Raw genomic sequence first — 25,618 nt, 5'->3', positions numbered from 1 at the left:
TGACGTCTGCCATACGCAGCCGCCCTGGCATGTCGGACAATCAACCCCCACGTCCCTGGCATGATCGGCCGCCGCTCCCTCGCGGCCACCCGCGGCCCCAGCCTCCCGCGCATGAATCGAATCCACGGGAAACGGGCCGTTGTCCTGGGCGGGGCGGGATTCCTCGGATCGCACCTGTGCGAGCGGTTGCTCGCGGATGGGGCCTCCGAGGTCATCAGTCTCGACAACTTCGTCACCGGCGATGAGCGCAACCTCGCCGGGTTGCGGATGAACAAGCGCTTCGTCTCGCTGCACCACGATGTCACCGAGCCGTTCAGTTTCGAGGGGCCGGTGCACTACGTCTTCAACATGGCCTCGCCGGCCTCGCCCATCGACTACGCGCAGTTGCCCATCGAGACGCTGCGCGTGGGCGCGCTCGGCACCGAGAACGGCCTCCGGCTGGCGCACCAGAAGGACGCGGTGTTCCTCCAGGCCTCGACATCGGAGATCTACGGGGACCCGCTGGTGCACCCGCAGCGCGAGGAGTACTGGGGCAATGTGAATCCCATCGGCCCGCGCTCCTGCTACGACGAGGCCAAGCGCTACGGGGAGGCCATCGTGGCGGCGTACCGGCGCGCGCACGGGGTGAGCACCCGCATCGTGCGCATCTTCAACACGTATGGGCCGCGCATGCGGCTCAATGATGGGCGCGTGGTGCCCGCCTTCGTGGGACAGGCGCTCCGGGGCGAGGACTTCACCGTCTTCGGAGATGGAAGCCAGACGCGCTCGTTCTGCTACGTGTCGGATCTCATCGACGGCATCGTGCGGCTGGCGATGTCGGATGTGGAGGAGCCGGTCAACATCGGCAACCCGCGCGAGATGACCATCCTCCAGTTCGCGGAGGCGGTGCGCGATGCCATGGGCGGAGGCAGCCGCATCACCTTCAAACCGCTGCCCAAGGACGATCCCAAGCAGCGCCAGCCGGACATCACCCGGGCGCGCACGCTGCTCGGCTGGGAGCCCCGCGTGAGGCTCGAGGACGGCCTCCGGGAGACGATCGCGTACTTCCGCAGCGTGGCCGAGCGTCCGGGCGCCGTGCCCTCGTCCCATTCCCTGTCGGACGCGGGGCCGGCGATCTGACGCGGAACTAGAGGGACTCCAGGACTCCCGCGACGTGCCGCTCGAAGACGGGCACCCGTAGCAGGAGTCCCTCTTGCTGCGCCGCCACCTCCTCCGTCCGGAGCTGCTCGCCCGTCACGTCGTTCCACCAGGTGACGCGGTACTTCCCGGAGGGCACCCCCATCCGCACGGTGGCGCCCTCCACCGGAGAGCCGTAGCCCTTGCGTGCGCCCATCACCCAGAGCGCCCAATAGCCGGTACGCCCGAGCACCCAGGCACGGGTGCCCTCCGGCATCGCCAACGGCGCGAGTTGCGGAGAGAGCGGAGGCGACAGCGACAGCCTCGACAGGAAGTCCGACAGCACCTTGAAGTGGCGGCCCCGCTCGGGCGTCATCAACACGTCCGAGTCCGGAGTGAACGGCGGTGCGCTGTGCGCCAGCACTCCCGCCCCCGAGAACGTCGCGCTCCAGATGCCCACGTGCGTGTGATCGAACGTCTTGGGATCATCGCCGCCGTAGCCGAACTCGCCACACAGCACGGGTTTGCCGTAGCCCCAGCTCTCGGCGATCTTCCGCGTGAACTCGGCCGCCAGCTCGTGCACCTCGTAATACTCCTTGCCGTAGAGGTGCCACTGCAGGATGTCGTTCTCCGGGTGGGCGTACCAGGGACGCTCGTCCCCATCCTCGTTCCAGTGCAGCCCCACCGAGCCCACCGTGACGGGGTGGCCGTACGGGTCCGCCGCATGCCAGACCTTCGCCATGTGCTCGACCCACGGAATCCACGTCTCCTCGCCGTTCTTGCCGTCCCACTCCGGCTCGTTGAGCAGATCCACCGCGAGCAGGTGCGGTGAGTAGCCGTACCGGTCGAGCACGTAGCGCAGCTTGCGCTCCGCCGCCTTCCGGATGTCCGGCTCCTCGAAGAACTCCGTGGGCGTCTGGGCGGGGCCGCCTCGCGCGGTGCTGTAGGGATTGTCCTCCCAGCTCTTCCACGTCTCGCCGGGCGTGAAGCCCACGGCGAAGAGCGTGAGGATGACGTAGATGCCGTGCTTCTCGGCGGACTCCAGGATGGCGTCGTACTGCGCCGCCACCTCCGGATCGAAGCGCCCCACCTGCGTCTCCAGACAGCCCGGCTGCGGCCCCGGTTGCGGCTCCTCCCGCTCGCAGTCGGTGAAGATGAAGATGCGCAGGGTGTTCATCCCGTGGCTGGCCATGTAGGCCACGTACTCGGGCCCCGAGAGCTTGTTGTAGTTCCACTCCGGGTCGTACACGTTGAAGCGGTTCTCCCCGAGCGGAAGGAAGGGCCTGCCGTCCTCCCACGCGAGCTGGTGCACGGACTCCTTGCTGCGGCGCACGAAGCCCCGCCGCTCGCCCGGCCGCACGCGGAAGCCCCCCGAGGCCACCTCGCGCATGCCGACGCCCCCATCCGCCTGGATGACGTAGCGGTACTCCCCCGTCTCGCGCGGCGTGAAGCGCACGCGGAAGCCGCCTCCGGCGACGGCGAAGCCCCCCACCGTCACGGCCTCGCCCGAGGGCGCGGTGAAGCGGGCCTCGATGGTCACATCGTCCGGATGGCGCGTGCGCTCCGGCAGCTCGAAACCCACCTCGAAACGCGCGAGGCGCTCTACCTCGGGAAGCGCCGCGGCCTGGGAAGAAGATACCGCGCGAGGCGTGGCGCAGGACGCCAGGGCCACGAGCACGAGCGGCACCAGCCAGCGGTTCGGGCGAGGGAACATGACTTCTCCCGGGGGCATGGGGTTCGGCGGCGGTCTGCGCCCATCCCTACTTCGCGTAGCGGCGTGTCATGCGCGCGCAGAAGTCGGCGAACTCCTCGACACGGTGGGGCGGGCTGGTGTGGTGGTCGTTGACGCCGCACGAGCCCGGCGTGAAGCAGTACGTCAGCGTCAAGTCGAAGTCCTCGAGCGCGCTCATCTGCCGGTCGAACCAGGCCTCGTAACCCGGCCGGTGGCTGTCCGCCCAGCTCAAGCCGGTGCGCAGCTTCTTGACGCCCAGCTTCTTGAGCCACTTCACCGCGTCATCCAGCCGGTGGTCCTCATAGTGGAACCACTGGCAGATGCCCATCTGCGGCGTGTAGTCCGCGAAGTGGCGCATCGCCTTCTTGGGCGTGCCGTCCTCCCTGAGCAGGCCCATGTAGAAGTGCCGGTAGTACGACGAGCCCTCCACCTCGCGGTGGCGCGTGGTCGCCGGCCAGGCCTTGGGCAGGTCATAGAGGCTGTACCAGTGGATGCGGTCCACCTGGCCCAGCAGCAGCTCCGCGGTGCGGCGCAGGCCGAACTCCTGCACCTCCTCGGCGCCGAAGGTGGAGACCCCCACCTCCGTCACCCACACGGGGTGGCGCGACGCGGCGCGGATCTCGGCGATGCGCTCGGGCCACTCGTGGATCTGCCAGTGGTTCCAGTCGAGCGGGAAGCCGTGCACCGCCACGACGTCCACCTCGTCCAGGGCGCCCTGGTCGCTCATGCGGCGCACGAAGGCGGGGTCGATGGGAGAGATGCCGCCGAGGACGCGGGTGAGCTTCGGGTTCTCCGCGCGCACCGCCTCACCGGCCAGCCGCACCATGCGCGAGAAGATGAGCCAGTCCTTGTCGATCCCAAAGTCCCAGTGGGACATGTTGTTGGGCTCATTCCACAGCTTCACCGCTTCGATCATTGAATCGCCTCCGGTTGCGCAATGGTGCTGATGCTCACGGTCTGACGCGGCCAGACCTGTCCCCACTTCCCCGGGCGCTTGCCGCGCCGGCAGATGTAGACCTCGTTGGAGGGACGCTCGAGGATGTCGAAGCCCGCCGAGCGCAGCATCGCCTCGGTGCAGGCCCGGTTGGGCGCCCACCAGTTGGTCCAGTCCCCCGCGTACTCGTGCTCGATGAAGTGCATCTTCGGGTAGTCCGGCTGGTCGAAGATGGCGCGCTCGGTGATGGGGTAGTCCGGGGCGAACTGGCCCACCTGCTCGCTGCCGCGCTCCAGCGTCTGGAAGATGAGCTGGTCCTTCACCACGTGCTCGTAGAGCAGGTCCAACGCCAGCAGCGGGTGGCGCAGGTGGTAGAGCACGCCCATGAACAGCACGACGTCGAACCGCTCGCGCAGCGAGCCCACGTCGTAGATGTCCATCTTGTGGAACTCCACCTCCAGGCCTGTCACCTCGGTGGCGAAGCGAGCCTGGGCCAGGTAGCGCTCGTCGCAGTCGATACCGACCACCCGCGACGCACCCCGGCGCTTCATCTCGATGCTGTAGAAGCCCCCGTTGCAACCGATGTCCAACACCGACTTGCCCTTCAGGTCAGTGGGGAAGGCGTGTTGGAAGCTCTTCCAGAAGACGGAGGGAAAGTCGCCCAGGAAATGCTCGGGCGCCGTGCGCACCCCCTTCAGGTCCAGGTTGTGAAACCACTGCCCCAACGAGCGCACGCGCTGCTCGATCTGTTCCGCCGTCATCTCGCCTGGAGACATTGGCACCTCGGAGGTTCTGGGTCCGCGCCAACGGTGTGCAGCGTGTACAGGCTTTCAAGATTGGGAGCCAGAGACCCAACCCGGCTCGCGTCGCGCGGCGGACATCGCGCTGATCGGGATATCTCCTCGCCAATACCAGGACGGATCACGTCCATCGCCATTGGCCAGAGGTCCCAGTGGTTGCACAGACTGTAAGTGCTTAAGCCTTAGACGAGCACATGAGGGTGGGGGATGCCTCCGGCCCGGAAGGGCAACCCGGGGTGTCGGCACAACAACCGAGGGACAGATGAAACGACCAGACTCAATCCGCCCGCCGGAGGGAAAGCTCGGCATCCTGCTGCCCGGCATGGGGGCGGTCTCCAGTACGTTCATCGCGGGCGTTCTCCTCGCCCGCCGGGGCCTGGGTGTGCCGGTGGGTTCACTCACGCAGCTCGGCAGCCTGCGTGTGGAGGGGAAGCAGGTCCGCATGAACGAGTTCCTCCCGCTCGCGAGGCTGGACCAGCTCGTCTTCGGCGGCTGGGACATCTTCCCGGACAGCGTCTATGAGGCGGCCGCCCACGCCAAGGTGCTCGAAACGGAGCAGCTCGAGCCCATACGCGCGGAGCTGGAGGCGATCCGCCCGATGAAGGGCGTCTTCTATCCGCAGTACGTCAAGCGCCTGCACGGCACGCACGTGAAGCAGGGCGCCACGAAGGCGGACATGGTGGAGCAGGTGCGCGAGGACATCCGCACCTTCATGCGCGACAACGGCTGCTCGCGCGCGGTGGCCGTCTGGTGCGGCTCCACCGAGACCTATGTGGCTCCCGGCAAGGTGCACGCCTCCCGCCGGGCCTTCGAGGCCGGCCTGCTCAAGAACGACCCGGCCATCACCAACTCGCAGCTCTACGCCTGGGCCTGCATCCAGGAGGGCGTGGCCTTCGCGAATGGTTCGCCCAACCTCGCGGTGGACTTCCCCGCCGCCGCCGAGCTCGCCCGCCGTCACGAGGTGGCGCTCGCCGGCAAGGACTTCAAGACGGGCCAGACGCTGGTGAAGACCGTCATCGGGCCCGCGCTCAAGGCCCGCATGCTCGGCGTCAACGGCTGGTTCTCCACCAACATCCTCGGCAACCGCGACGGCGAGGTGCTCGACGATCCCGAGTCGTTCCGCTCCAAGGAGATCACCAAGCGCAGCGTGCTCGATGACATCCTCGACGCGGAGGCCAACCCGGAACTCTACGGGGACATCTTCCACAAGGTCCGCATCGAGTACTACCCGCCCCGAGGTGATGCCAAGGAGGGCTGGGACAACATCGATCTCTTCGGCTGGATGGGCCGCCCCATGCAGATGAAGATCGACTTCCTGTGCCGCGACTCCATCCTCGCGGCCCCCATCGTGCTGGACCTGGCGCTGCTGCTCGACCTCGCCCAGCGGGGTGGCTGCATTGGCACGCAGGACTGGCTCAGCTTCTACTTCAAGTGCCCCATGACGGACCCGGGCCGCTCGCCCGAGCATGATCTCTTCGTGCAGAGCATGAAGCTCAAGAACATGCTGCGCTCGCTCATGGGATACGAGCCGAACTGCCCTCCAGGCACCGAGAGCTACGACTGAAAGGCCGGCATGGACTTCACGGCGTGGGTGGCGCTCGCGGCGCTCCTCTTCGAGGGCGCGGGCGTGGCGGTCATGGTGGTGGGCACGCTCGTGTCGATCGTGCTGGTGCTCGCCCACTACCGCCGCGGGGGCGGTGAGCACGCCTTCCGCAGCTTCCGGGAGAAGGTTGGCCGCTCCATCCTGCTCGGGCTGGAGCTGCTCGTCGCCGCCGACATCATCCGCACCGTCAGCGAGGAGCCCACGTTGCGCGGCGTCATCGTGCTCGGGCTCATCGTGCTCATCCGCACCTTCCTGAGCTTCACCCTCGCCGTGGAGCTCGAGGGGCACTGGCCCTGGCAGCGCGCGGAGCTCCGCGGGGAGGAGGGCCGGACTTCCAAGCCGCAAACTCCCCGGGAGCCCTGAAGCGCACTCCGGGAAGCTCAGGCCGCGTGGAGCCGGGAGGTAGCGGCCGAGGCGCGGGCAGCGGCCACGGCGGCGTCGAGGTCCAGCTTGCCGCCGGTGCTCACCTTCCCCTTCAGGTCGGGGTCCAGCTCCACCGTCTTCACCAGCAGGTCGCGCACCTGGGCGGCCGTCAGGTCCGGGTTCTCCGCGAACATCAGCGCCGCGGTGGCCGCCACGCGAGGGGTGGCCATGGAGGTGCCGCTCATCTCCTCCCAGCGGTTGCCGGGCATGGTGCTCAGCACGTCCTCGCCCACCGCCGCCAGCTCCACCACCTTGTCGCCATGGGACGAGAAGCCCGCGAGCTTGTCATTGCGCTTGTCCATGGACGCCACGGTGAGGACGTTCGGCAGATCCAGGTTGGCCGGGAAGTCCGCCACCTTGTTCATGTTGCTGCCATTGCCATTGGCGGTGGCCGCCACCAGCAGGATGTCCGCGTCCGCCAGCTTCTGCACCGAGGCCTTCCAGCGCGCCTGCGAGGCCGCGTCCCGGTACTCGTCGCCGAAGCTCGCGTTCACAGCGCGGATGTTGGCGCCCTTGGACTTCATGTCCACCACGTAGTCCACCGCGCGCTCGAAGTTCGTCAGCAGGTCCTTCCCGTCGTACAGGCCGCCCACCGAGAGGATTTGCGCCTTGCCCGCGGCCACGCCGGTATTGCCCTGGCCGTTGTCCTCGGCGGCGATGATGCCCGCCACGTGCGTGCCGTGGTCCGTGCCCGCGCCCTCCATCGGCTCGCCCGAGTTGAAGCCCACGTTGAAGCCGTGGAGGTCGTCCTTGATGCCGTTGCCATCGTTGTCGAGGCCGTCGCCCGCCACCTCGCCCGGGTTCGTCCACATGGCCCCGTCCAGGTCCGTGTGCCGGGTGTCCACGCCGCCGTCGAACACGGCGATGACGGGCACGCCCGTGGGCGTGGGCTTGGGGTCCACCGGACCGGTGGGCTCCGTCCTGCGCGCGGTGGAGATGGACAACGGCGCCACGGACGGGTTGGACAGCAGGCCCAGCGGCTGCGCGCCCGGGCGCAGGCCCGTGGGACGGTCCACGAACTTCGAGCGCGTGGGCGCCGGGTCGAATCCATCCACCGGACGGTGCACCTCCGCGTGCGCGGCGGCGGGAGCGGCCGGGGCCTTGGGAGACGCCACCTCGGAAGCACGCTGGGTCTTGGTCTGGAAGGACGGGCTGGAGAGCTTGGAGAGGGTCGTCATGGCGTGTGGGCCTTTCTGCTGAATTATCGGCCCAGGACGCAGATGGTTGCTTCGGACGCCTCAAGGAAAACCAGGGGGGGTTGTTTCCCAATAGTTGGGAGTTCGAAGACGGCATTCCCTGACAGAGCGCGTCCCGGGCTGATATCACCCCGGATGCGAGGCTTGTGACCGCGGCGGAAAGTGCAGGGGGGACACTTTCCGCGGCCAGGCTCGGCGCTCCACAGCATCCCCACGCATACGCCTCTCGCTCTCATCGAATCGGAGCCCGCATGGCCGACGACACCGTCGTGGACTTCAACCGCCTTCCGCGCACCACCCGCGAGCGAATCGTTGACAGCCTGGGCTCCACACCCCGGCTGGCACCGCTCTTCGCCGACCCCCAGTCCAAGACAAAGCCTCTCTTCTGGTGGTCGGTGTTGGGCCTCTACTGCCTGTACTCCTTCCTCAAATGGACCCTGTGGGATTTCGGAGAGGTCGGCCCCATGGCCAATGCGGTCCATAACCTCTGGGCCCTCCCCATCTACTTCGGCTCCGCCTTCTTCCTCACCGCCGCGGTCCTCGCCATCGCCTTCCACGTCATGCGGAGCAAGGCCCTGCCCTTCCCTCCCGGGCGCTACCTCTTTCCGCTCGACTTCATCGACGCCCGTTCCCAGAACCTGCGCATCGTCTCCTTGAGCGAGCTCGACGACTTCAAGGCGGTCCATGAGCACACGAATGGCGCCTATACGCACACCACCTTCACCTTCGACTTCGGAGGCGGTCACCGCGAGCCGTTCGTCGTCCGCAACAAGGACGAAGCCGAGAAACGGATGCGGAAGTTGCAGCGTGCACGCGCGACGTTCGGCAAGGCGCTGGAGAACAAGGACGCCAACGCCGTGCACTTCTTCGATCTCTTCCATGAAGTGCGCGTGCGGGGCGGCTTCGCGTCGTTCCAGAGCAACACCTCCCCCGTTCCCCAGGAAGGCGTGCTCGCCGGAGAGCTGCCGCGGCTGCTCGAGCGGCGCTGGCTGGCCGCGCTCGCGGTGAGCCTGGTGCTGGCCTGCGGCACCTGGCTGGTCCGCAACCTCCTCAGCGACTACGTCGCCTTCAGCAGCGCGAGGACCGCGGGGTTGGAGAGCGGTTTCCGGGACTACCTCCGGACGGGCTGGCTCCACGTGGACAAGGCGAAGGAGCTCGGCGAGAAGGCGGGCTTCAGCGAGTGCGAGCAGAAGGACACCGAGGCGTGCTGGCGGGCGTTCACGGTGAACTGGAGCGAGTCGCCCCGGCTCCAGGAGGCGCGCGTGGAGCGCATGCCGCGAGCCGCGCTCAAGCATGCGCCGGCCACCATCTCCGCGCTCCGCCGGTTCCGCGTGAAGTACCCCAACTCCGTGGTGGATGCGGAAGCCAAGGAGCGCATCCACCAGCTGTTCGTCCAGGCCCTCACCGACTTCCAGTCGCAGGCCTCCACCCAGAACCCCGGGCTCGTCCCCTTCGTGGGCAAGCTGCTGGCCCACCTCGAGGCCACTGAAAATCCCAAGGTGCTCGTGCGCTTCCGCCGGGTGGCCTCCCCCTCGCTCGAGGAGGCCGACAAGCTCCTGGTGAGGGCCGGGAGGGAAGCAGGCAGAGCCACCGCCGAGGTCTCCCCCCACTTCGCCGATGAGCGCTTCCTTCCAATCGAGAACGACATCGTCCAGGTGATGGGAAACGCCTTCAAGCAGATCTTCCCCACCGACCTGCTCGTGCTGGAGAAGGGAGCGGCGCTCGACTCGCTGCCGGGCACCGTCAAAGCGGGCGTCCCCGTGCTCGGCATCGTCTACACGGTGGGCTGGTCCGGTGCGTCCTACAGCTCGTCCAAGGACAACCGGATGTTCGTGGGCATCGCCTTCGATTTCGACGTGGACATGAGCCTCCCCAACGAGAAGCCCCTGCGCTTCAGCCTGACCGTCAAGCCGCCGGATCACTTCACGGTCGAGTACAGCCGTTACGTCGGGCGCGGGGGACTCGACCTGGACCCGTCCGGCGGCCCCACCGGCGAGACCGTCTACAGGATCATGGCCCTGCGCGCCTTCGACGAGCTGGGTGACAAGCTCCGCCACACCTTCTTCCGCTCCGACAGCAAGGCCTTCATGGCGGGCGGCACCGCCTCCAACGCCTCGCCTTGAGCGGCGGGTAGCCCAGACACATGGGGTTGGAGCCCGGGTGGCTCCAGCCCCGCTTCTCAAGCCTTGCCCACGACCTTCTTCAGGAAGCCCCAGAAGCGGCCCGCGCGCTCCTTCAAGTCCTGGCCCCGCCGCTCCTCCGCTGCTCGCGCCGCGTCCGAAGCCACGCCCAGCCGCTGCCGCAACTCCTCCGGCGTGTAGCGCGTCGCCAACGTCGCCTTCATCTCCTTGCGCGTCGAGTACTCCTGCGCGTTCACGTGCAGCACGCACTCGGAATCCAGCCGCAGCGTCACCGCCACCCGCACCGAGCCCTTCGGACCCTTCGGCAGGCCCTCCAGCCGCACCGTCCCCAGGTACTCGTTCGCCGAGATGTGCGTGTCCTCTCCCTGGAAGATGGACAGCTCCATCACCTCTTCGTTGTCCCGCGTCGTGGAGATCGCGAACGAGCGCTGCGCCGGCAACGGCGTGTTGCGCTCGATGACCCGCGTGAACGCGCCTCCGGGCATCGCCACGCCAATCGTCATCGGCAGCACGTCGATGAGCACCACGCTGCTCACCTTGTCCACCGCGTTCGAGTACAGCGCCGCTCCCAACGCCACCGCCTCGTCCGTGTTCACCCCCGCGTGCGGCGGCTTGCCGAAGACTTCCTTCAGCTTCTCGCGCACCAACGGCATGCGCGCCTGCCCGCCCACCATGAGGATGTCGTCGATCTCCCCCGGCCTCATCTTCGCGTCCAGCAGCACGTCCCGCACCACGTCCAGCGTGCGCATCACCATCGGCAGGCACGCCCGCTCCATCTCCGCCCGCGTCAGCGTGACGTGCAAGTCCCTCGGCTGCCCCGCCTCGTCCATCATCAACATCGGGATGTGGACCTCGTAGGTGTTGGACTCCGAGAGCGCCACCTTCGCCCGCTCGGCCGCGTCCGTCACCCGTGACAGCGCGATCCGGTCTCCCTGGAAGCTCACCTTCTCCTGCTGCTGGAAGCGCTCCAGCAACAGGTCCACCAGCACGTTGTCGAAGTCCATGCCGCCCAGGAAGATGTCGCCTCCCGTCGCCATCACCTCGAACACGTTCCGGTCGATGCGGAGGATGGTCGCGTCGAAGGTGCCGCCGCCCAGGTCATAGACGAGCACCTTCTTCGTCACCTCGCGGTTGAGCCCGTACGCCAGCGCCGCCGACGTGGGCTCGTTGAGAATCCGCTCCACCTTCAGCCCCCCCATCCACCCCGCCCGGCGCACCGCCTCGCGCTGCGGCTCCGAGTAGTACGCCGGCACCGTCACCACCGCGCGCTCCACCTTCTGCCCCAGGTGCTGCTCCGCCAACTCCTTGCACTCGCGCAGGATGATGCCCTGCACCTCTTCCAGCGACAGCACGTGCTCGCCCATCCGCACCGCCGCCCGGCCCCGCGCGTCGGCGAGGATCTCGTAATGGAAGCGCTCGCGCACCTGGTTCACCACCGCGCTGTCGAAGGGACGTCCCACCAGGCGCTTGGCGCCGTAGATGGTCTGCTCGGGACGCAGCAACACCTGGCTCTTCGCGCGGTGGCTCACCAGCAGCTTGCCCTGCGACGAGAGCGACACCACCGAGGGGATGGTGTTGTAGCCCTCGCGCGAGCGCAGCACCACGGGCTTGTTGTTCGTCACCACCGCCACGCACGAGTTGGAGGTGCCCAGGTCGATGCCGATGACCGGGCCCTTGCTCTCGATGTTCGCCGGGGGCGTGAGGAAGACGGTGCGCACCTGCGCCGGTGAGCTCTTCGGCTCGGGAGGCAGCGGGGCCGCCGGTTTCGCCACCGGAGCGAGCCGCGGTGCCGCTGGCTGCGCCGGAGCCCGGGCGGGAGCGGGCGCCGCCGCTGGAGCCGCGGGGCGCGCCGCGGGCGGGGGCGGCGCGGGCTTCCTCGCCGGAGGCCTGAAGGGCTGCCCCGCGACGGGCCGTGCGAACTCGAGCGGCTCATCGTCGTCGGACGACTCCAGCTCCAGCTCCACCGCGCTGCTGGCCTGGCCGGCGCGCGCGGCGGGTGGCGGAGCGGCGGGCCCCGGTGTGGCCGCCGCCGAGAGATCCGCCAGGTCGAACTCCTGCATGCTGCTGCTCTGGCGCGCGGGCGGCCTCGCGGCGGGCGGCGGGGCCTCGGCTCTCTCGGGCGGCAGCGTGGCGGCGACGAGCTCGTCGATCGGAATGTCGACGGCGGTGATGGGCGGCGGTGGAGGCGGAGCGAGCGGTTCAGCCGGACGCGCACCGGGAGCGGGCCGCGTGCCGGGGGCAACGGGCGCCACGGACGGAATCCCCTGTGCCACCCCCGGAGCCGCCGGTGGCCTCGCGGGCGCGGCGGGCGGGGCGGCCACCGGAGGAGCACTCACGGGCGCCTCGCCCTTGCGCTGCAACATCCTGTCGACGAGCGACTGGGAGGGCGAGTCCAACTCCGTGAACTGGATGCCCATGCCCGGGGGCCCGGACAGGTCCTCGGGCGGGCGCACCCAGCGCACCACCGCCGAGCCCTTCATCACCCGGAGGCCGTCCGCGATGCGCACCTCGAACTTCACCGGGGTGCCCACCGGCTGCGGCTCGCGCGAACGGATGAACATGCCCCCGGGGCTGATGTTGACGGCGAACTCCTCGACGAAGCTGCCGATGTCCGTGTGCTTGAGCTTTACCAGCAGACCCACGGCCTTGCGGTCCGCGGCGCGCCGTCCCTGATCCATAGCGTCTGACTGTCGCGGGTAAGACCGGCCCGCTCAAGTCTTTCTCTCCTCCTCCGCTCCCCTGCCTGCCTCTCTCCCACTCCGGGTGCGCCCATGGACGACCCAGGCCCACGACTCCTACCCGCACAGGACGTGCCCGGATGGTTTCCAGGAGGAAGACCCCCCAGGTTCTTTCCGCTTTCTGGGGAAATAGGGACGGGCCGGAGCGGACTCACGGAGCGAGCAGCCGCAGGAAGGCCTCCTGGTCCCACGCGTCCCCCGCTCGCGCGCCGTGGCGCTGGTAGCCCGCGAGGGTGAAGCCCTGCCCCGGGACGAAGTCCAGCGTGGTCCCCGCCACCGCGCAGTCGCCCTCGGGGCACTCGCCGGGAGGCAGCGTGCGCTGGTCCCGCTGCGCTCCCTCCGGCGCGTACGCGCTCAGCATGCCGCCACAGACGGCCACCACCTGGCCCTTCTCATCCAACGCCACTGCGGGCGCGGCCGGACGGGCATCGCAGGCGAGCGGTTGGGCCCAGCGCTCGGCACCCTCCGGGCCCGCCGCGAGGACGAAGGCCTCGGAGCCGGAGAGCCGCGTGCCGCCCCAGGACAGCGGGCCGCGCAGCTCGCCCACCAGCACCACGCCTCCGTCCCGCTCCGGCCTCAGCCCGGTGACGTGGCCGTCCACCCCGCGCAGCTCCTTCCCCCACGCGAGCCGTCCATCCCGCTCGAAGGCGAGCAGCAACAGTCCCCGTCCCCCCGCGCTGCCGAAGGTCCGGCCATCCACCGTGAGCGCGCCCACGAGGCGTCCGGCGAGCAGCATCTGGCCCGAGGGCGCGAGCGCCAGCGCGTGCAGCCGGGTCCCCTCGGCGACCCGGTCGAGCTGCCGCGTCCACACGAAAGCCCCTTGCGCGTCATGGTGGGCGAGCACCGGCACGGGGCCCTCCGGCGTCCACTCCTCGGCCGTGACGAGCACCCCGCCCTCGCCATCCGCCACCACCCCGTACACCTTCTGTCCCGCGCGCAGCTGCCAGAGGGGCTGGCCCTCGCCGGAGAACTTCACGAGGAAACCATCGGTGGCCGCGCCCAGGCCGAAGTCCAACGGGTACAGGAAGGCATTGCCGGCGAGGAAGACGTCCCCCGCGGGCGCGGCCGCCACGCGCGGCGAGGCCACGCGCATCCGCGAGAAGTCCCGGACCCAGCGCCGCGCACCATCCGGGCCGTACTTCGCCAGGGTGAGGCCCCGCCGCTGGCCGGGCACGGACTCGCGCTCCTCGTCCTCGCGCGGCGTGGAGAGCCACACCATGGAGATGTCTCCCGCCCCATCCACGGCGAGCCCCGTCCCGGTGTCGTCCTGCGGCCCGCCGAGCCGGTGGAACCAGGCCCGGGGTCCTTCGGAGGCCGCTTCGGCGCCCGCTTCCGGAGCAGGCACACCCAGTTCCGGCCGGGGCGCGACAGGAGGCTCGGAGGGCGTCGCGGCCACCGGATTGGTACCGGTCCCCTCCTCACCGGGCGGGGCCTCGTCAGGGGAGGACGTCCCCGAGGGGTCCGCTTCCGCTCCTCCGCAGCCGGTGGCCAACGCCACCAGCGCCGCGGGAACGAGCCACGTCCAAGGACGGTGGGTGTGTACTCCTGACGCTCGGTGCATGTGCTTCTCCCCCATTCCTCACAGGCCCCAGGGGCCCGGAGAGACGAACCGGGGGAAGGTAATGGGGTCATTCCCTCCGGCATCCCCCCGGCCTCGGGTCCGGCCGAACCCCCCTGGGGGGTAGGGAACCGGCCACAGGGTGTCCTGGAGCGGACGAACGTCCTGTGGCAGGAATAGGCGCCCCCTGGAACGGTTGGCATCCCACGTTCGAGCCGTGGTCTCCGTGCGAACCCCTTGGACCCCGCGCCGCCCGAGATTAAGAGAATCCTCCTCATGGAAAACGCCGCCCCCATCGCCCCGACACCGGTACCGGAAGCCACCAGCGAGGACCTTCAGGCCGTCGAGGAGCTCGCCCGGGCCAAAGCCCAGATTCTCGGGCAGATCGAAAAGCGCGTCGTGGGGCAGCGCGACGTGGTGGAGCACCTGCTCATCGCGCTCTTCGCCCGCGGCCACTGCCTCTTCGTGGGCGTGCCCGGCCTGGCCAAGACGCTGCTCATCTCCACCCTGGCCGACGTCCTCAACCTGTCCTTCAACCGCATCCAGTTCACCCCGGACCTGATGCCCTCGGACATCACCGGCACGGACATCCTGGAGGAGGACAAGGCCACCGGGCACCGCGCCTTCCGGTTCCTCAAGGGGCCGCTGTTCGCCAACATCATCCTCGCGGACGAGGTGAACCGCACCCCGCCCAAGACGCAGGCCGCCCTGCTGCAGGCCATGCAGGAGTACCGCGTCACCGCCGGCGGCCGCACCTACCCGCTGGAGCTGCCCTTCCTCGTCTTCGCCACGCAGAACCCCATCGAGCAGGAGGGCACCTACCCGCTGCCCGAGGCGCAGCTCGACCGCTTCATGTTCCTGGTGGACGTGGGCTACCCCACCGCCGAGGAGGAGGTGGAGATCGTCAAGTCCACCACCGGCGGCTCGCAGCCCAAGCTGGAGAAGATCCTCTCGCCCGAGCGGATTCTGGCGCTGCAGGACCTGGTGCGCCGGGTGCCCGTACCCGACCACGTGGTGCGGTACGCGGTGGAGCTGGTGCGCCACACGCGGCCCAAGGAGCCGGGCGTGCCCGAGTTCATCGCGAAGAACGTCTCGTGGGGCGCGGGCCCTCGCGCGAGCCAGTACCTGGTGCTGGCGGCCAAGGCGCGCGCCATTCTCAACGGACGCTTCGTGGCCTCGGTGGAGGACGTGAAGGCGGTGGCCCGCCCGGTGCTGCGCCACCGCGTGCTGCCCAACTTCACCGCCGAGAGCGAGGGCACCACCTCGGTGAAGCTGGTGGATCAGCTCGTCGCGCTGGTGAAGGGATAGCGCCGGGGCATGGTGCTCGACTCCCAGACGCTGGCCCGGCTGCAGGGCGTGAAGCTGCGCGCCCGCGCGGTGATGGAGGGGGTGCTGTCCGGCCTCCACAAGAGCCCCCACCAGGGCCAGAGCGTCGAGTTCGCCGAGCACAAGGAGTACGCGCCCGGCGATGAGCTGCGCCACCTGGACTGGAAGGCCTACGGCAAGTTCGACAAGTACTACGTCAAGCGCTACGAGCACGAGACGAACCTGCGCGCGGTGATGGTGGTGGATGCGTCCGCCTCCATGGGCTACCGCAGCGGCGCGCTCTCCAAGCTGGAGGCCGCCACCACCCTGGCCGGGGCGCTGTGCTACCTCCTGGTGCGCCAGCAGGACGCCGCGGGCCTCGCGGTGATGACCCATGGCCGCTTCCAGGACGTGCCCCCACGCGCCTCGGCCGGCCACCTCAACGTGCTGCTGGATGCGCTCGAGCACACCGCGCCCAACGGCACCACGAATCTCATCTCCGCCGCGGACCACCTCGCCGAGGTGCTCCCGCGCCGCTCCTCCGTCGTCGTGCTGTCGGACTTCCTCGACGAGAACCAGGACGCGCTCAAGCGGATATTGGCGCTGCGGCAGCGCAAGAACGACGTGTCGGTGTTCCACCTGGTGGACCCGGCCGAGCTGACCTTTCCCTTCGATGACCCCACGCTCTTCCTGGACATGGAGGGCGAGGGCCGCATCGAGGTGAATCCGCGTGAAATCAAGGAGAGCTACCTGGAGGAATTCGGAGCCTTCCTGGCGAACGTGAAGTCGGCCTGCGCGGAGGCGGACGTGGACTACGAGCTGGTGCGCACCGACGAGCGGTTGGACGAGGTGCTGTTGCGCTACCTGGGCAAGCGCGGGAGGCGCCGGTGACCTTCGCACACCCGTGGATGCTGCTGGGCGCGCTGGCGGCGTTCATCCCGCTGCTCATCCATCTCTTCGACCGGCGGCGGCCGAGGCCCCACCCCTTCGGGCCCCTGGCCTTCGTGCTGCGCAGCCAGAAGCGCACCGCGAGCCGGCTCAAGCTCAAGCGGCTGTTGCTGTACACGCTGCGCACGTTGATCCTGATCGCGCTGCCGGTGGCGCTGGCGCGGCCGGAGCTGCGGCAGGACACGGCGACGGCCACGGTGGTGAAGGGCCCGGCGGCCACGGCCATCGTGCTGGACGCCTCGCTGTCCATGCGCTGGTCGGACGGCACCCCGCTCTTCGAGCGCGGCCGGGACGAGGCACGCGACGCACTGGCGGACCTGCGGCCCGAGGAGCCGGCGACGGTGCTCGTGTGCACGGGCTCGCCCCTGCCGCCCGCGGCGCCGGGCTTCGATCGCTCGAAGCTGCGCCAGGTGATTGATGAGGCGCAGCCCACGTACGGAGCGGCGGACCTGTCACGCTGTCTGGACCTGGCGGCGCGCTCGCTGGAGGAGAACCCCATGGCGGGCAAGCGCCTGGTGGTGGTGTCGGACCTGACGGCCGGCTCCATGCGCCTGGAGGCGCCGACGCCCACGGTGAAGGGACCCACGGGCGAGGCGGTGCGGCCCGAGGTGGTGCTGCGCGACGCGGCCAACGGCCAGGATGCCCTGCCCAACCACGCGCTGGTGGACCTGAAGGTGGAGCCCGCGCTGCAGGCTGGCCCGCGTGCCTTCCTCTTCACCTTCACGGTGAAGAACTTCTCGGAGACGCCGCTGAAGGACCTGGAGGCGGCGGTGCGCGTGGGCGAGAGCACGGTGGGCAAGGGCTTCGTGGACGTGCCGGCCAACGGGACGTCGCAGAAGTCGCTGACGGTGCGCTTCCAGCAGGGAGGCACCGTGGCGGGCCAGGTGGTGCTCACGCCGGACGGGCTGGCCGAGGATGACCGGCGGGCCTTCGTGCTGGCGGTGCCGAGGCCCTTGAAGGCGCTGGTGGTGAACGGCTCGCCGCATGCGACACGCTACCGGGACGAGGCCTTCTTCATGGAGGCGGCCCTGTCGGCGCCGGGCTCGCCGGTGCAGGTGGCGGTGCGGGACGCGGCGGCCGGGTGGCGCGAGGATCTCACGGGCTATGACCTGGTGTACCTGCTGAACGTGACGGCGCCGGACGAGGCGGACGCGGCGAAGCTGCGGACCTTCGTGGAGAACGGTGGCGGCCTCTTCGTCAGCGTGGGCGACCACGTGGATCCGGAGGCGTACAACACGCGGCTGGGCACACTGCTGCCGCGCAACCTGCGGCTGGTGCGCACCAGCGTGGAGCGCGACGACCCGGACGCGGAGAGCCGGGCGGCGAAGCTGGCGCAGGTGAAGGTGGAGCATCCGCTCTTCGCGCCCTTCACGGGCCGCGCCGAGGAGGGCCTCGTGGGGGCCCGCTTCTACCGGTACATGCTGCTGGAGGCCGACGGGAGCGGGGCCACCCAGGGCGCGAGCCAGGTGCTGGCCACGTACGAGGACGGCGCTCCGGCGGTGGCGGTGGCTCGCCGGGGCAAGGGCCGGGTGGCGCTCTTCACCAGCACGGTGGACCGTGACTGGAGCGACTTCCCCATCCGCACGAGTTTCCTGCCGCTGATGCAGCGCTTCGCGGCGTACCTCGCGGGCTCGCTGGAGGAGCGCGAGGAGCAGAAGGTGCGCGTGGGCGAGACGCTCGCGCTGCGGCCCGAGGGCTCGCAGAAGGTGTCGGCGGTGAAGGCGCCGGACGGCACGGAGGTGCCGCAGAAGGCGCAGCCGGACGGCACGGTGCTGGTGGGTCCGGTGGAGCAGCCGGGCACGTTCTCGGTGCTGGGCGCGGATGGCAACGCGGTGCCCGCGCTGGCCTTCGCGGCGACGCTCGACCCGGCCGAGAGTGATTTGAGCCGGCTGCCGCAGGACGCGCTCTCGGCGCACTTCGGCGAGGAAACGGTGAAGGCGTCGAGCTCGGACGCGGAGCGCCCGCCCGTGCCGCTGTGGACGTGGCTCATCGTGGCCGCGGCACTCGCCTTCTTCTTCGAGGGAACGCTGCTGCGCAAGTAGCGTCGCTCACCACCGGTCGGTCCTTCAGTGGTGGGGGTCCGCGGAGATCTCCAGGGAGGTCTCCAGGGACGTGGGGGCGGGAAGCTGCTCCAGGTGAGCCTCGTCGATCACCTGCGCCACGGCGTCCTCGAACTCCTCCAGCGGGCTGCTCTTGGAGAGCACCATGCGGACGCCGGGGATGCGGGGAGCCCGCCGCGAACTGTGCAGGATGATGGGGATGCCCTCGAGCCCCGGCTCGTGGAGCAGGCGTCCGCAGAGCTCGACCCCATCCAAGCGGGGCATCATCCAGTCCGTCACGACCAGGTCCGGCCGCTGCTGGCGGGCCTTCTCCAGGGCTTCCACGCCATCGTGCGCCTGGACGACCTGGTAACCCATGACCTCCAACACGTCGGTGTAGAGCTCCATCAGGTCCTGCTCGTCATCGACCAGCAGAATCGTGCTCACGGTGGCATCCTCACTTTCCGGAGCGCCTGACCGGGATGGCAACCTCGCGCCCCTCACCTAGAGATGAGTCGCCTTCGTTTAAGGTGTGATGCCTGCGTGGCCGTGGTGCCATCATGAGCGGCCATGACCCTCGCCAGCCGCTTCCTCGCGCGTCTCCTGGAGCTGCCCCCCGCGGACACCTACGACGTCCTCGTGGAGCGGGACCTGGAGATCCCCTTGCCCGGTGGCATCAAGCTGCTCGCGGACCGCTACGCCCCCCGCCAGGGCGGCAAGCTTCCGACCATTCTCGTGCGCTCGCCCTATGGCAGGCGGGGCTTCTTCGGCCTCCAGTACGGGAGGCTCTTCGCCGAGCGCGGCTTCCAGGTGCTCGTCCAGAGCGTGCGCGGCACCTTCGGCTCGGGCGGTCAGTTCGATCCCTTCCGGGACGAGCGGGACGATGGGCTGGCCACCGTCGAGTGGATGAAGCGGCAGGACTGGTTCTCGGGCGAATTCGCCACCCATGGCGCCAGCTACCTGGGACTCGTGCAGTGGGCGGTGGCCCGTGAGGCGGGCCCCGGCTTGAAGGCCATGGTGGCCCACGAGACCGCGTCCGAGTTCCGTGGCCAGACCTACGCGGGCGGCGCCTACTCGCTCGACACCGCGCTGTCCTGGGTCCATCTCGTCCGCAACCAGGAGACGCCCGGGTTGGGGGGGCTGATGACCCGGCTCGGCGCGCCCCGCAAGCTCAAGCCCCTCTTCCAGCACCTGCCGTTGAACGAGGTGGACGCGCTCGCCACGGGCGCGCGGGTGCCCTTCTTCCAGGACTGGCTCGAGCACAACGCGCCGGACGACCCGTGGTGGAACCGCGCGGACTTCAGCGGCTCGCTCTCGGAGATCACCGCACCGGTCCATCTCGTCGGCGGCTGGTACGACATCCTCCTGCCCTGGCAGGTGAGGGATTACGCCGCGCTCCACCGGGCCGGACGCGCGCCCTACCTCACCATCGGGCCCTGGACCCACGTCTCCGTCGAGGGTATGGCGGTCGCCGCGCGCGAGTCACTGATCTGGCTCAAGGCCCACCTCAAGGGAGACCGCAGCCAGTTGCGCGAGGCCCCCGTCCGCGTCTTCGTCATGGGGGCCAACACCTGGCGCGACTTCTCCGAGTGGCCTCCGCCCGGCCTCCAGACGCGGCGCTGGCACCTGCAAGCGGACCGGGGACTCTCTCCCGCTACGCCCGCGGCCTCGGAGCCCGATCGCTACCGGTATGACCCCGCCCACCCCACACCCTCCCTCGGAGGCGCGCTGCTGACGCGGGAGGCGGGACCCCGGGACAACCGCGCGCTGGAGTCGAGGCCGGACGTCCTCACGTACACCAGCGCGCCCCTGGAGAAGGAGCTGGAGGTCATCGGCCCCGTCCAGGCCGAGCTCTTCGTCCGCTCCAGCCTCCCGCACACCGACTTCTTCGCCCGCCTGTGCGACGTGGAGCCCTCGGGCAAATCCGTCAACCTCTGCGACGGACTGCTGCGCCTCGTGCCCGGCCAACCCGCTCCCGAGCCTGATGGCACCCTGCGCATCACCCTCGACCTGTGGCCCACCGCCCACCGTTTCCTCGCGGGCCACCGCATCCGGCTTCAGGTCTCCAGCGGGGCGCATCCCCGGTTCGCCCGAAACCCCGGCACCGGCGAGCCGCTCGGCACCGCGAAGACACTCGCCGCCGCCGACCAGGCCGTCTTCCACGACCCGGCCCATCCCTCTGCCCTGCTGCTTCCCGTCATGGGCTAGCTCTCCCGGCTCCTCCCCGTCCCAGTGCGGCATTCCCGACGAATGGGCAGGCCGCCACGTGTGGAGGCGAGCATCCGTCATGCTCTTCCCTCCCCGTGGCATGGACGGCGTGAGAAGGTACGGCCCATGAGCAACGCTCTCTACCGGGATTGTGCCCGGCTCTTCATGGTCGGTTTCCCCGGCCCCCGCATCGACGACGACTTCGCCGCGCTGATGAAGGACGGCATCTTCGGCGCCATCCTCTTCAAGCGGAACGTGGGCACCGCGCAGGAGACGGCCGCCCTGTGCCGCGACATCAAGTCCCGCGCGGGCCGGCCCTTCATCCTCTCGGTGGACCAGGAGGGCGGACGGGTGGCGCGGCTGCGCGGCGCGCCCTTCACCGCCCTGCCCCCCATGCGCGAGCTCGGCCAGCGCGGCGACCTGGCCCTCGTGGAGCGCGTGGGCCGGCTGCTCGCGCACGAGCTGCGCGCCATCGGCTTCGACTGGGACTTCGCGCCCGTGCTGGACGTGGACACCAACCCCACCAACCCCGTCATCGGCGACCGCAGCTTCAGCCGGGACCCGGACGAGGTGGCCCGCATGGGCGTGGCGCTGGGACGCGGCCTGGAGGCCGGCGGCGTGGCCTCGTGCGGCAAGCACTTCCCCGGACATGGTGACACCACCTCGGACAGCCACCTGACGCTGCCGCGGCTGCCTCACGACATGGAGCGCCTGCGCCGCGTGGAGCTGGTGCCCTTCCGCGCCTTCGCCCAGGCCGGGCTCGCCTCGCTCATGACGGCGCACGTGCTCTTCGACGCGCTCGACCCCAAGGTGCCCGCCACCATGAGCCATCGCGTGCTCGACGGCGTGCTGCGCCAGGAGATGGGCTTCGACGGCGTGCTGGTGAGCGATGACCTGGAGATGAAAGCCATCGCGGACCACTACTCGGTGGAAGAGGCCACGGTGCAGGGCACCCTGGCCGGCGTGGATCTCTTCCTCGTCTGCCACCAGGCGGACGTGCAGCGCCGGTGCATCGAGGCGCTGGTGCGCGCGGTGGAGTCCGGCCGCGTGCCCCGCGCGCGCATCGAGGAGGCCCACCGCCGTCTGGCCCGCCTCGAGGCGCGCTTCGCTCACGGCCCCGAGGACCGGTTGGCCACGCTCGGCGACGCCGAGCACCGCACGCTCGCCGAGGGGCTCGCCAGCGGCTTCAGTGGGAAGGATCCCACCGAGGTCATGCTGGCGTCCCGGTAGTTCCCGTCCGAGGCGTCCCGCCTACTTCGTGGGGGCGCCTCCGGACTGCTCCTCGTCGCCGCCGCTGACGCCCTGGCCCGGAGTGCCCACGTCCTGGCCCTCCATGCCCGCGCCGCCCGTGCCCGCGTCCGCCGGCGTCCCCGCGTCCCGGGCCATGGTTCCGCCGCCGGTACCGGAGCCGCCGGTGCCTTCCTGGCCCTCCATGCCCGCGCCGCCCGCGCCACCGGTGCCCATCTGGTCCTGCACGTCCATGTCCGCGCCCTGGTTCGTGTCCGCACAACCCGGGAACAGCAGCGACGCCGAGGCCAGAGCCCCCACCACCACCCACTTGCGAATGCTTCCGCGCATGTACGTTCCTCCATCATCCCGCTCCTCGCGTGAAGGGCGGGGAGGGGCGCCTCATGAATGCGTGTGAACGGTGACGGCCCGCGGAGAGACGGCCTACTTGCCGCGCGCGTCGCGCCGGGCCGGAGCGCCACCCGGAGCATTGGGGTTCGTGGGACGGTCATTGCCCACGTTGCCCTGCGCGGCGGGAACCTCCCGCGTGGGCGCGATGATGCTGCCCGCCGCCCCCAGCTCGTCGTAGAGCGGGCCGCCCTCGGGCCCCGGCGCGGGCGGGGTGGAGCCACTGCCGCCCATGGCGCCGCCCTGCGCCTCGAGCAGGGCCCGCTCTCCGGGGTCCAGCAGCAGGGAGCGGCCCGGAGTGCCCTGGGCCTCGGGAGTCCGGGGATCGATGCTGCTCCGGACGTCCTGGATGGTGCCGTTGTAGCCGGTCAGCTCCGGGGGCCGCTTGAAGCCGGGTGCGACCTCGAAAGAGTTCCCCGGCTGCTGAGCGCTCTGGCACGCCGGGAACAGCAACGAGGCCGAGGCCAGCGCCCCCAACACCACCCACCGCTTGAAACCTCTGTCGTGCATGTCCGTCTCCAGGGACCACGTCTGGCGCTCTCGCTGCTCGCGGGGTGCGAGGGCGGAGCACGCCGCGCATTGAGGGATGGGCACCCGGAGGCTTCCGGGCTACCGAGCGGGTCTCTGTCGAGCGCCCGCCCGCCCGGCTGGCCTCCAGCAGGCGAACCAGGCCCGTGCTACTGGTCGTCCGCGGCCGGAGGCTGCCCGATCTGGCCCTTCGTCGACTGATCGCCTTCGCCCGCGGGAGCCGTGGGGGGCGGCGTGCCCGTCGGCTGCTCACGTGGCTCGTAGGAGCTGCCGGTGGTGCGGACCGGGGAGGCGAGACCGGAGCCAATCTCGACACCGCGGGTGCCCTGGACCCAGGCCCCGTTGGCCCCCACGCGCAGCGGCTTGCCCGTCCCGAGCTTCCCGGGCGGCATCGATCTCGGGCGGTGGGAACGGGACGCGCATGTCCTGCTGCAACCAGAGGTTCTCCTGGGCCACCTTGCTGCCCTGGATGCGCGGCATGTCGTTGTCCGCGGTCCGCCCATCCGACTCACCGGCGCCGCCCGTGCCCCGCTGCTGCTCGTCGGTCTGGTACAGCGTGGTGCTGCTGCCGATGTTGGAGCTCGCCCGAGCGGCCGGGTCCTGGTTCTGGGCCTCCTCGGAGTAGTAGTCCTCCTGGGCCGTCAACGCCCACTTGCGCCCGTAGTCATAGGGGTTGTTCCCGCATCCGGCGAGCAGCGCCGCTCCAGCGAATCCGCCGAGCAGCGCCAGCTTCATCCCCGTCTTCCGCATGACCGCCTCCCTGTCGTCGTGCCTTGCTTAGGACAGGGGTGGGCATGCAGCGGAAAGACGGGTAGGCGCGAGCGAGCGGGCGAGGGCTGCTTGCTCGCGTGCAGACGGACGGAGGCACCGGCTCGAAACAGGGAACCGAGGCACCCTCACCCCGACCCTCTCCCGGAGGGCGAGGGGAGGGATGCTCGCTCCGTGGCCAGGGGACTACCGGCGCGCGGAGGTCTTCTTCACGGCGGCCTTCTTCGTCACGGCCTTGCCCGCGGGAGCCGCCTTCTTCGCCAGGACCTTCTTCGCCACGGTCTTGACCGCCGAGGCCGCCTTCTTCACCGGCGTCTTCTTCGGGGCCGGTTCGCTCGCCTCGGTGCGGGTGTCCTGCCCCGCGGACTCGCCGCCCTCGAGCAATTGGAGGATCTCCTGCACATGGCCCTTCACCTTCACCTTGGGCCACACCCGGGCCACCTTGCCCTGGGGGTCGATGAGGAAGGTGGCGCGCGTCACGCCCAGGAACTTGCGGCCGTACAACGACTTCTCGCCCCACACGCCGTAGGCGTCACACACCTGGCGTGCGGTGTCCGCGAGCAGCGGAAAGGGCAGCGAGAACTTCGTGGCGAACTTCTGGTGGCTCTTCGTGTCGTCCGGCGACACGCCCAGCACCACCGCCCCGGCGGCCTGCAGCGCCGAGTGCTCGTCACGGAAGTCGCACGCCTCCTGCGTGCAGCCCGGGGTGTCATCCTTCGGGTAGAAGTACAGCACGACGTTCTTGCCCCGCAGCCGCGAGAGCTTCACGTCGTTGCCGTTCTGGTCCTGCAATTGGAAGTCGGGAGCCGGGTGGCCTGTCTGGGGAATGGGCATGGGCGCACGCTCATAGCCCAACTGACTTTTCCGGTCACCTTCCGGCGTCGGTCTCCCCGGGGTGGGCGTGCGGGGGGTGCCCATGCTCGTCCAGCGAGGGAGACCCGCCCTCCGGTACGCCGGGCCTCGACAGCGGCCGGCGCGGCAGCGGGGTGCTCCGCAACTCCTTGAGCCGGGTGAGCCGCCGCTGGGCCTCGGCGTAGGCCCTGGAGTCCGCCGGCACCTTCTCCAGCTCGCCGATGACGGCGTCCCAGGCCGGGTCTCTCGGAGAGACACCGCGCTCGACCAACTCGGCGTGCTTCGCCTCGGCGCGCGCGAGTTGCTCCGGGCCCGCGTCGCGCTTGCAGGCCCCCACGGTCACCAGGAGGCCCAACAGGAGTGGCACCACGGTCCGGCGGCTTCGGTAGATGAGAGACACGCACAACCCTCCTGCTGGCCTCGGACACGAAGGGCGGATAGGGTGCTCTCCGTGTCGCCCCTCTTCTTCGCATTCCTGTTCGGTCTCGGCCAGGGCCTGCTCCACGCGGTAGGTCCGGACCACTGCGCCGCCATGGCCACGCTCGGCACCCTGGGCCCCTCCCGGCGCCGTGCCACCCTCCTCGTCGCGCTGCGCTTCGCCATCGGGCATGCCGCGGTGCTCGGCGGCGTGGCCACCTTCTGCCTCCTGGCGGGCGTGGGCCTCTCCGAGACCTTCGAGCGCTGGGCGGAGATCTTCGGGGGCGCGGTGCTGGTGGCGCTCGCCGTCACCGCCTTCCTCTTCCCCAACGTGCTGCGCCACGGCCACCCCCACCTGCCCGGCCACACGCATGAGCCGCACTCCCACAGGCACGACCAGGTGAGCACCGCCGCCGGGGCCCTCATGGCCGTCAGCGGCGTGCGCTCGCTGTTGCTCGCCCTGCCTCCCCTGCTCGTGGGTGGCAGCATGCAGTCCTCGGGTTGGACGTACCTGCCCGGCTTCGCCTTCGGCATCCTCGTGGGCATGGGCGCGGTGGGCCTCCTCTTCGCCGAGGGCCTCTCCCGCGTGGGCACCACCCTCGCCGAGCGGCTCCAGCGTCTCGTCGCCGGCGCCTCCGCCGTGCTCGGCGTGTTCTGGATCGTCAGCCGCCTCTAGG

General features: G+C 70.0%; 22 protein-coding genes. 10 read left to right on the top strand and 12 right to left on the bottom strand.

Features of this window, described 5'->3' with window-relative positions:
- Positions 1–111: 111 nt before the first annotated feature.
- Positions 112–1,119 (top strand): UDP-glucuronic acid decarboxylase family protein, encoded by a 1,008-nt coding sequence (locus tag ACN28I_RS35990; protein WP_420946426.1) that lies wholly within the window; start codon positions 112–114, stop codon positions 1,117–1,119.
- Positions 1,120–1,126: 7 nt separating this feature from the next.
- On the opposite strand, the gene ACN28I_RS35985 is transcribed toward ACN28I_RS35990, so the two are convergent.
- The 3 genes from ACN28I_RS35985 to ACN28I_RS35975 are packed head-to-tail and all read right to left on the bottom strand — an operon-like array spanning position 1,127 to position 4,543.
- The gene (locus ACN28I_RS35985; protein WP_420946425.1) at positions 1,127–2,830 is read right to left on the bottom strand and encodes a cellulase family glycosylhydrolase; all 1,704 of its coding nucleotides are present in this window, start codon (positions 2,828–2,830) and stop codon (positions 1,127–1,129) included.
- Between the two features lie 46 nt (positions 2,831–2,876).
- Positions 2,877–3,764: a beta-xylosidase gene (locus tag ACN28I_RS35980; RefSeq protein ID WP_420946424.1), complete on the bottom strand. Its 888-nt coding sequence runs from the start codon at positions 3,762–3,764 to the stop codon at positions 2,877–2,879.
- Positions 3,761–4,543, bottom strand: a complete 783-nt coding sequence (locus tag ACN28I_RS35975; RefSeq protein WP_420946423.1) for a TIGR04290 family methyltransferase — start codon at positions 4,541–4,543, stop codon at positions 3,761–3,763. Before ACN28I_RS35975 ends, ACN28I_RS35980 begins: the two co-directional genes overlap by 4 nt.
- 301 nt (positions 4,544–4,844) lie before the next feature.
- On the opposite strand from ACN28I_RS35975, the gene ACN28I_RS35970 reads away from it, so the two are divergent.
- A complete protein-coding gene (locus ACN28I_RS35970; RefSeq protein WP_420946422.1) occupies positions 4,845–6,146 on the top strand; it encodes an inositol-3-phosphate synthase in 1,302 nt (433 codons plus the stop codon).
- A gap of 9 nt (positions 6,147–6,155) precedes the next feature.
- Positions 6,156–6,548 carry a DUF1622 domain-containing protein gene (locus ACN28I_RS35965; RefSeq protein WP_420946421.1) on the top strand — a complete coding sequence of 131 codons (393 nt, stop codon included), beginning with the start codon at positions 6,156–6,158 and terminating at the stop codon, positions 6,546–6,548.
- 17 nt (positions 6,549–6,565) lie between these two features.
- Here ACN28I_RS35965 and ACN28I_RS35960 read toward each other — a convergent pair whose 3' ends face one another.
- The gene (locus ACN28I_RS35960) at positions 6,566–7,786 is read right to left on the bottom strand and encodes a S8 family peptidase (RefSeq protein ID WP_420946420.1); all 1,221 of its coding nucleotides are present in this window, start codon (positions 7,784–7,786) and stop codon (positions 6,566–6,568) included.
- A gap of 269 nt (positions 7,787–8,055) precedes the next feature.
- On the opposite strand from ACN28I_RS35960, the gene ACN28I_RS35955 reads away from it, so the two are divergent.
- Positions 8,056–9,927, top strand: coding sequence for a hypothetical protein (locus ACN28I_RS35955; RefSeq protein ID WP_420946419.1), 1,872 nt, complete (start codon positions 8,056–8,058; stop codon positions 9,925–9,927).
- A gap of 56 nt (positions 9,928–9,983) precedes the next feature.
- Here the strand turns inward: ACN28I_RS35955 and ACN28I_RS35950 are convergent, their stop codons facing one another.
- Both ACN28I_RS35950 and ACN28I_RS35945 read right to left on the bottom strand, forming a co-directional pair.
- The gene (locus tag ACN28I_RS35950; RefSeq protein WP_420946418.1) at positions 9,984–12,623 is read right to left on the bottom strand and encodes a TIGR02266 family protein; all 2,640 of its coding nucleotides are present in this window, start codon (positions 12,621–12,623) and stop codon (positions 9,984–9,986) included.
- A gap of 211 nt (positions 12,624–12,834) precedes the next feature.
- Positions 12,835–14,244, bottom strand: coding sequence for a hypothetical protein (locus ACN28I_RS35945; protein ID WP_420946417.1), 1,410 nt, complete (start codon positions 14,242–14,244; stop codon positions 12,835–12,837).
- Between the two features lie 273 nt (positions 14,245–14,517).
- On the opposite strand from ACN28I_RS35945, the gene ACN28I_RS35940 reads away from it, so the two are divergent.
- From ACN28I_RS35940 to ACN28I_RS35930, 3 genes are read left to right on the top strand one after another with little or no spacing between them, the layout of a single operon-like run.
- The gene (locus ACN28I_RS35940; RefSeq protein ID WP_420946416.1) at positions 14,518–15,549 is read left to right on the top strand and encodes an AAA family ATPase; all 1,032 of its coding nucleotides are present in this window, start codon (positions 14,518–14,520) and stop codon (positions 15,547–15,549) included.
- A gap of 9 nt (positions 15,550–15,558) precedes the next feature.
- Complete coding sequence (locus ACN28I_RS35935; protein ID WP_420946415.1) at positions 15,559–16,437, top strand: DUF58 domain-containing protein; 879 nt, start codon at positions 15,559–15,561, stop codon at positions 16,435–16,437.
- Positions 16,434–18,536, top strand: coding sequence for a BatA domain-containing protein (locus tag ACN28I_RS35930; protein WP_420946414.1), 2,103 nt, complete (start codon positions 16,434–16,436; stop codon positions 18,534–18,536). The genes ACN28I_RS35935 and ACN28I_RS35930 overlap by 4 nt, the downstream gene beginning before the upstream one ends.
- A gap of 24 nt (positions 18,537–18,560) precedes the next feature.
- On the opposite strand, the gene ACN28I_RS35925 is transcribed toward ACN28I_RS35930, so the two are convergent.
- On the bottom strand, positions 18,561–18,980 hold the full coding sequence (locus tag ACN28I_RS35925; protein ID WP_420946413.1) for a response regulator: 420 nt from the start codon (positions 18,978–18,980) through the stop codon (positions 18,561–18,563).
- A 123-nt stretch (positions 18,981–19,103) separates the two neighbouring features.
- On the opposite strand from ACN28I_RS35925, the gene ACN28I_RS35920 reads away from it, so the two are divergent.
- Positions 19,104–20,741, top strand: coding sequence for a CocE/NonD family hydrolase (locus ACN28I_RS35920; RefSeq protein ID WP_420946412.1), 1,638 nt, complete (start codon positions 19,104–19,106; stop codon positions 20,739–20,741).
- 126 nt (positions 20,742–20,867) lie between these two features.
- Positions 20,868–21,971: a beta-N-acetylhexosaminidase gene (gene nagZ, locus ACN28I_RS35915; protein WP_420946411.1), complete on the top strand. Its 1,104-nt coding sequence runs from the start codon at positions 20,868–20,870 to the stop codon at positions 21,969–21,971.
- A gap of 21 nt (positions 21,972–21,992) precedes the next feature.
- Here nagZ and ACN28I_RS35910 read toward each other — a convergent pair whose 3' ends face one another.
- The 5 genes from ACN28I_RS35910 to ACN28I_RS35890 all read right to left on the bottom strand — a co-directional run bounded on the left by ACN28I_RS35910 (position 21,993) and on the right by ACN28I_RS35890 (position 24,924).
- Complete coding sequence (locus ACN28I_RS35910) at positions 21,993–22,319, bottom strand: hypothetical protein (protein WP_420946410.1); 327 nt, start codon at positions 22,317–22,319, stop codon at positions 21,993–21,995.
- 93 nt (positions 22,320–22,412) lie between these two features.
- Positions 22,413–22,886: a hypothetical protein gene (locus tag ACN28I_RS35905; RefSeq protein ID WP_420946409.1), complete on the bottom strand. Its 474-nt coding sequence runs from the start codon at positions 22,884–22,886 to the stop codon at positions 22,413–22,415.
- A 267-nt stretch (positions 22,887–23,153) separates the two neighbouring features.
- Positions 23,154–23,654 (bottom strand): hypothetical protein, encoded by a 501-nt coding sequence (locus ACN28I_RS35900; RefSeq protein WP_420946408.1) that lies wholly within the window; start codon positions 23,652–23,654, stop codon positions 23,154–23,156.
- A gap of 204 nt (positions 23,655–23,858) precedes the next feature.
- A complete protein-coding gene (gene bcp, locus ACN28I_RS35895) occupies positions 23,859–24,506 on the bottom strand; it encodes a thioredoxin-dependent thiol peroxidase (RefSeq protein ID WP_420946407.1) in 648 nt (215 codons plus the stop codon).
- A gap of 34 nt (positions 24,507–24,540) precedes the next feature.
- On the bottom strand, positions 24,541–24,924 hold the full coding sequence (locus ACN28I_RS35890) for a hypothetical protein (RefSeq protein ID WP_420946406.1): 384 nt from the start codon (positions 24,922–24,924) through the stop codon (positions 24,541–24,543).
- A 51-nt stretch (positions 24,925–24,975) separates the two neighbouring features.
- On the opposite strand from ACN28I_RS35890, the gene ACN28I_RS35885 reads away from it, so the two are divergent.
- Positions 24,976–25,617: a hypothetical protein gene (locus tag ACN28I_RS35885; protein WP_420946405.1), complete on the top strand. Its 642-nt coding sequence runs from the start codon at positions 24,976–24,978 to the stop codon at positions 25,615–25,617.
- The last annotated feature ends 1 nt before the right edge of the window (position 25,618 follow it).

Source organism: Archangium gephyra (genome assembly GCF_049060025.1).
Classification (GTDB): Bacteria; Myxococcota; Myxococcia; order Myxococcales; family Myxococcaceae; genus Archangium; species Archangium gephyra_A.
Note: the sequence above shows the minus strand (reverse complement) of the source record. Positions and strands in the feature narration are given on the sequence as shown.

Coding starts and splice junctions, on each gene's coding strand:
- ACN28I_RS35990 (WP_420946426.1), top strand. CDS start 112: ATGAATCGAATCCACGGGAAACGGGCCGTTGTCCTGGGCGGGGCGGGA.
- ACN28I_RS35985 (WP_420946425.1), bottom strand. CDS start 2,830: ATGTTCCCTCGCCCGAACCGCTGGCTGGTGCCGCTCGTGCTCGTGGCC.
- ACN28I_RS35980 (WP_420946424.1), bottom strand. CDS start 3,764: ATGATCGAAGCGGTGAAGCTGTGGAATGAGCCCAACAACATGTCCCAC.
- ACN28I_RS35975 (WP_420946423.1), bottom strand. CDS start 4,543: ATGACGGCGGAACAGATCGAGCAGCGCGTGCGCTCGTTGGGGCAGTGG.
- ACN28I_RS35970 (WP_420946422.1), top strand. CDS start 4,845: ATGAAACGACCAGACTCAATCCGCCCGCCGGAGGGAAAGCTCGGCATC.
- ACN28I_RS35965 (WP_420946421.1), top strand. CDS start 6,156: ATGGACTTCACGGCGTGGGTGGCGCTCGCGGCGCTCCTCTTCGAGGGC.
- ACN28I_RS35960 (WP_420946420.1), bottom strand. CDS start 7,786: ATGACGACCCTCTCCAAGCTCTCCAGCCCGTCCTTCCAGACCAAGACC.
- ACN28I_RS35955 (WP_420946419.1), top strand. CDS start 8,056: ATGGCCGACGACACCGTCGTGGACTTCAACCGCCTTCCGCGCACCACC.
- ACN28I_RS35950 (WP_420946418.1), bottom strand. CDS start 12,623: ATGGATCAGGGACGGCGCGCCGCGGACCGCAAGGCCGTGGGTCTGCTG.
- ACN28I_RS35945 (WP_420946417.1), bottom strand. CDS start 14,244: ATGCACCGAGCGTCAGGAGTACACACCCACCGTCCTTGGACGTGGCTC.
- ACN28I_RS35940 (WP_420946416.1), top strand. CDS start 14,518: ATGGAAAACGCCGCCCCCATCGCCCCGACACCGGTACCGGAAGCCACC.
- ACN28I_RS35935 (WP_420946415.1), top strand. CDS start 15,559: ATGGTGCTCGACTCCCAGACGCTGGCCCGGCTGCAGGGCGTGAAGCTG.
- ACN28I_RS35920 (WP_420946412.1), top strand. CDS start 19,104: ATGACCCTCGCCAGCCGCTTCCTCGCGCGTCTCCTGGAGCTGCCCCCC.
- nagZ (WP_420946411.1), top strand. CDS start 20,868: ATGAGCAACGCTCTCTACCGGGATTGTGCCCGGCTCTTCATGGTCGGT.
- ACN28I_RS35910 (WP_420946410.1), bottom strand. CDS start 22,319: ATGCGCGGAAGCATTCGCAAGTGGGTGGTGGTGGGGGCTCTGGCCTCG.
- ACN28I_RS35905 (WP_420946409.1), bottom strand. CDS start 22,886: ATGCACGACAGAGGTTTCAAGCGGTGGGTGGTGTTGGGGGCGCTGGCC.
- ACN28I_RS35900 (WP_420946408.1), bottom strand. CDS start 23,654: ATGCGGAAGACGGGGATGAAGCTGGCGCTGCTCGGCGGATTCGCTGGA.
- bcp (WP_420946407.1), bottom strand. CDS start 24,506: ATGCCCATTCCCCAGACAGGCCACCCGGCTCCCGACTTCCAATTGCAG.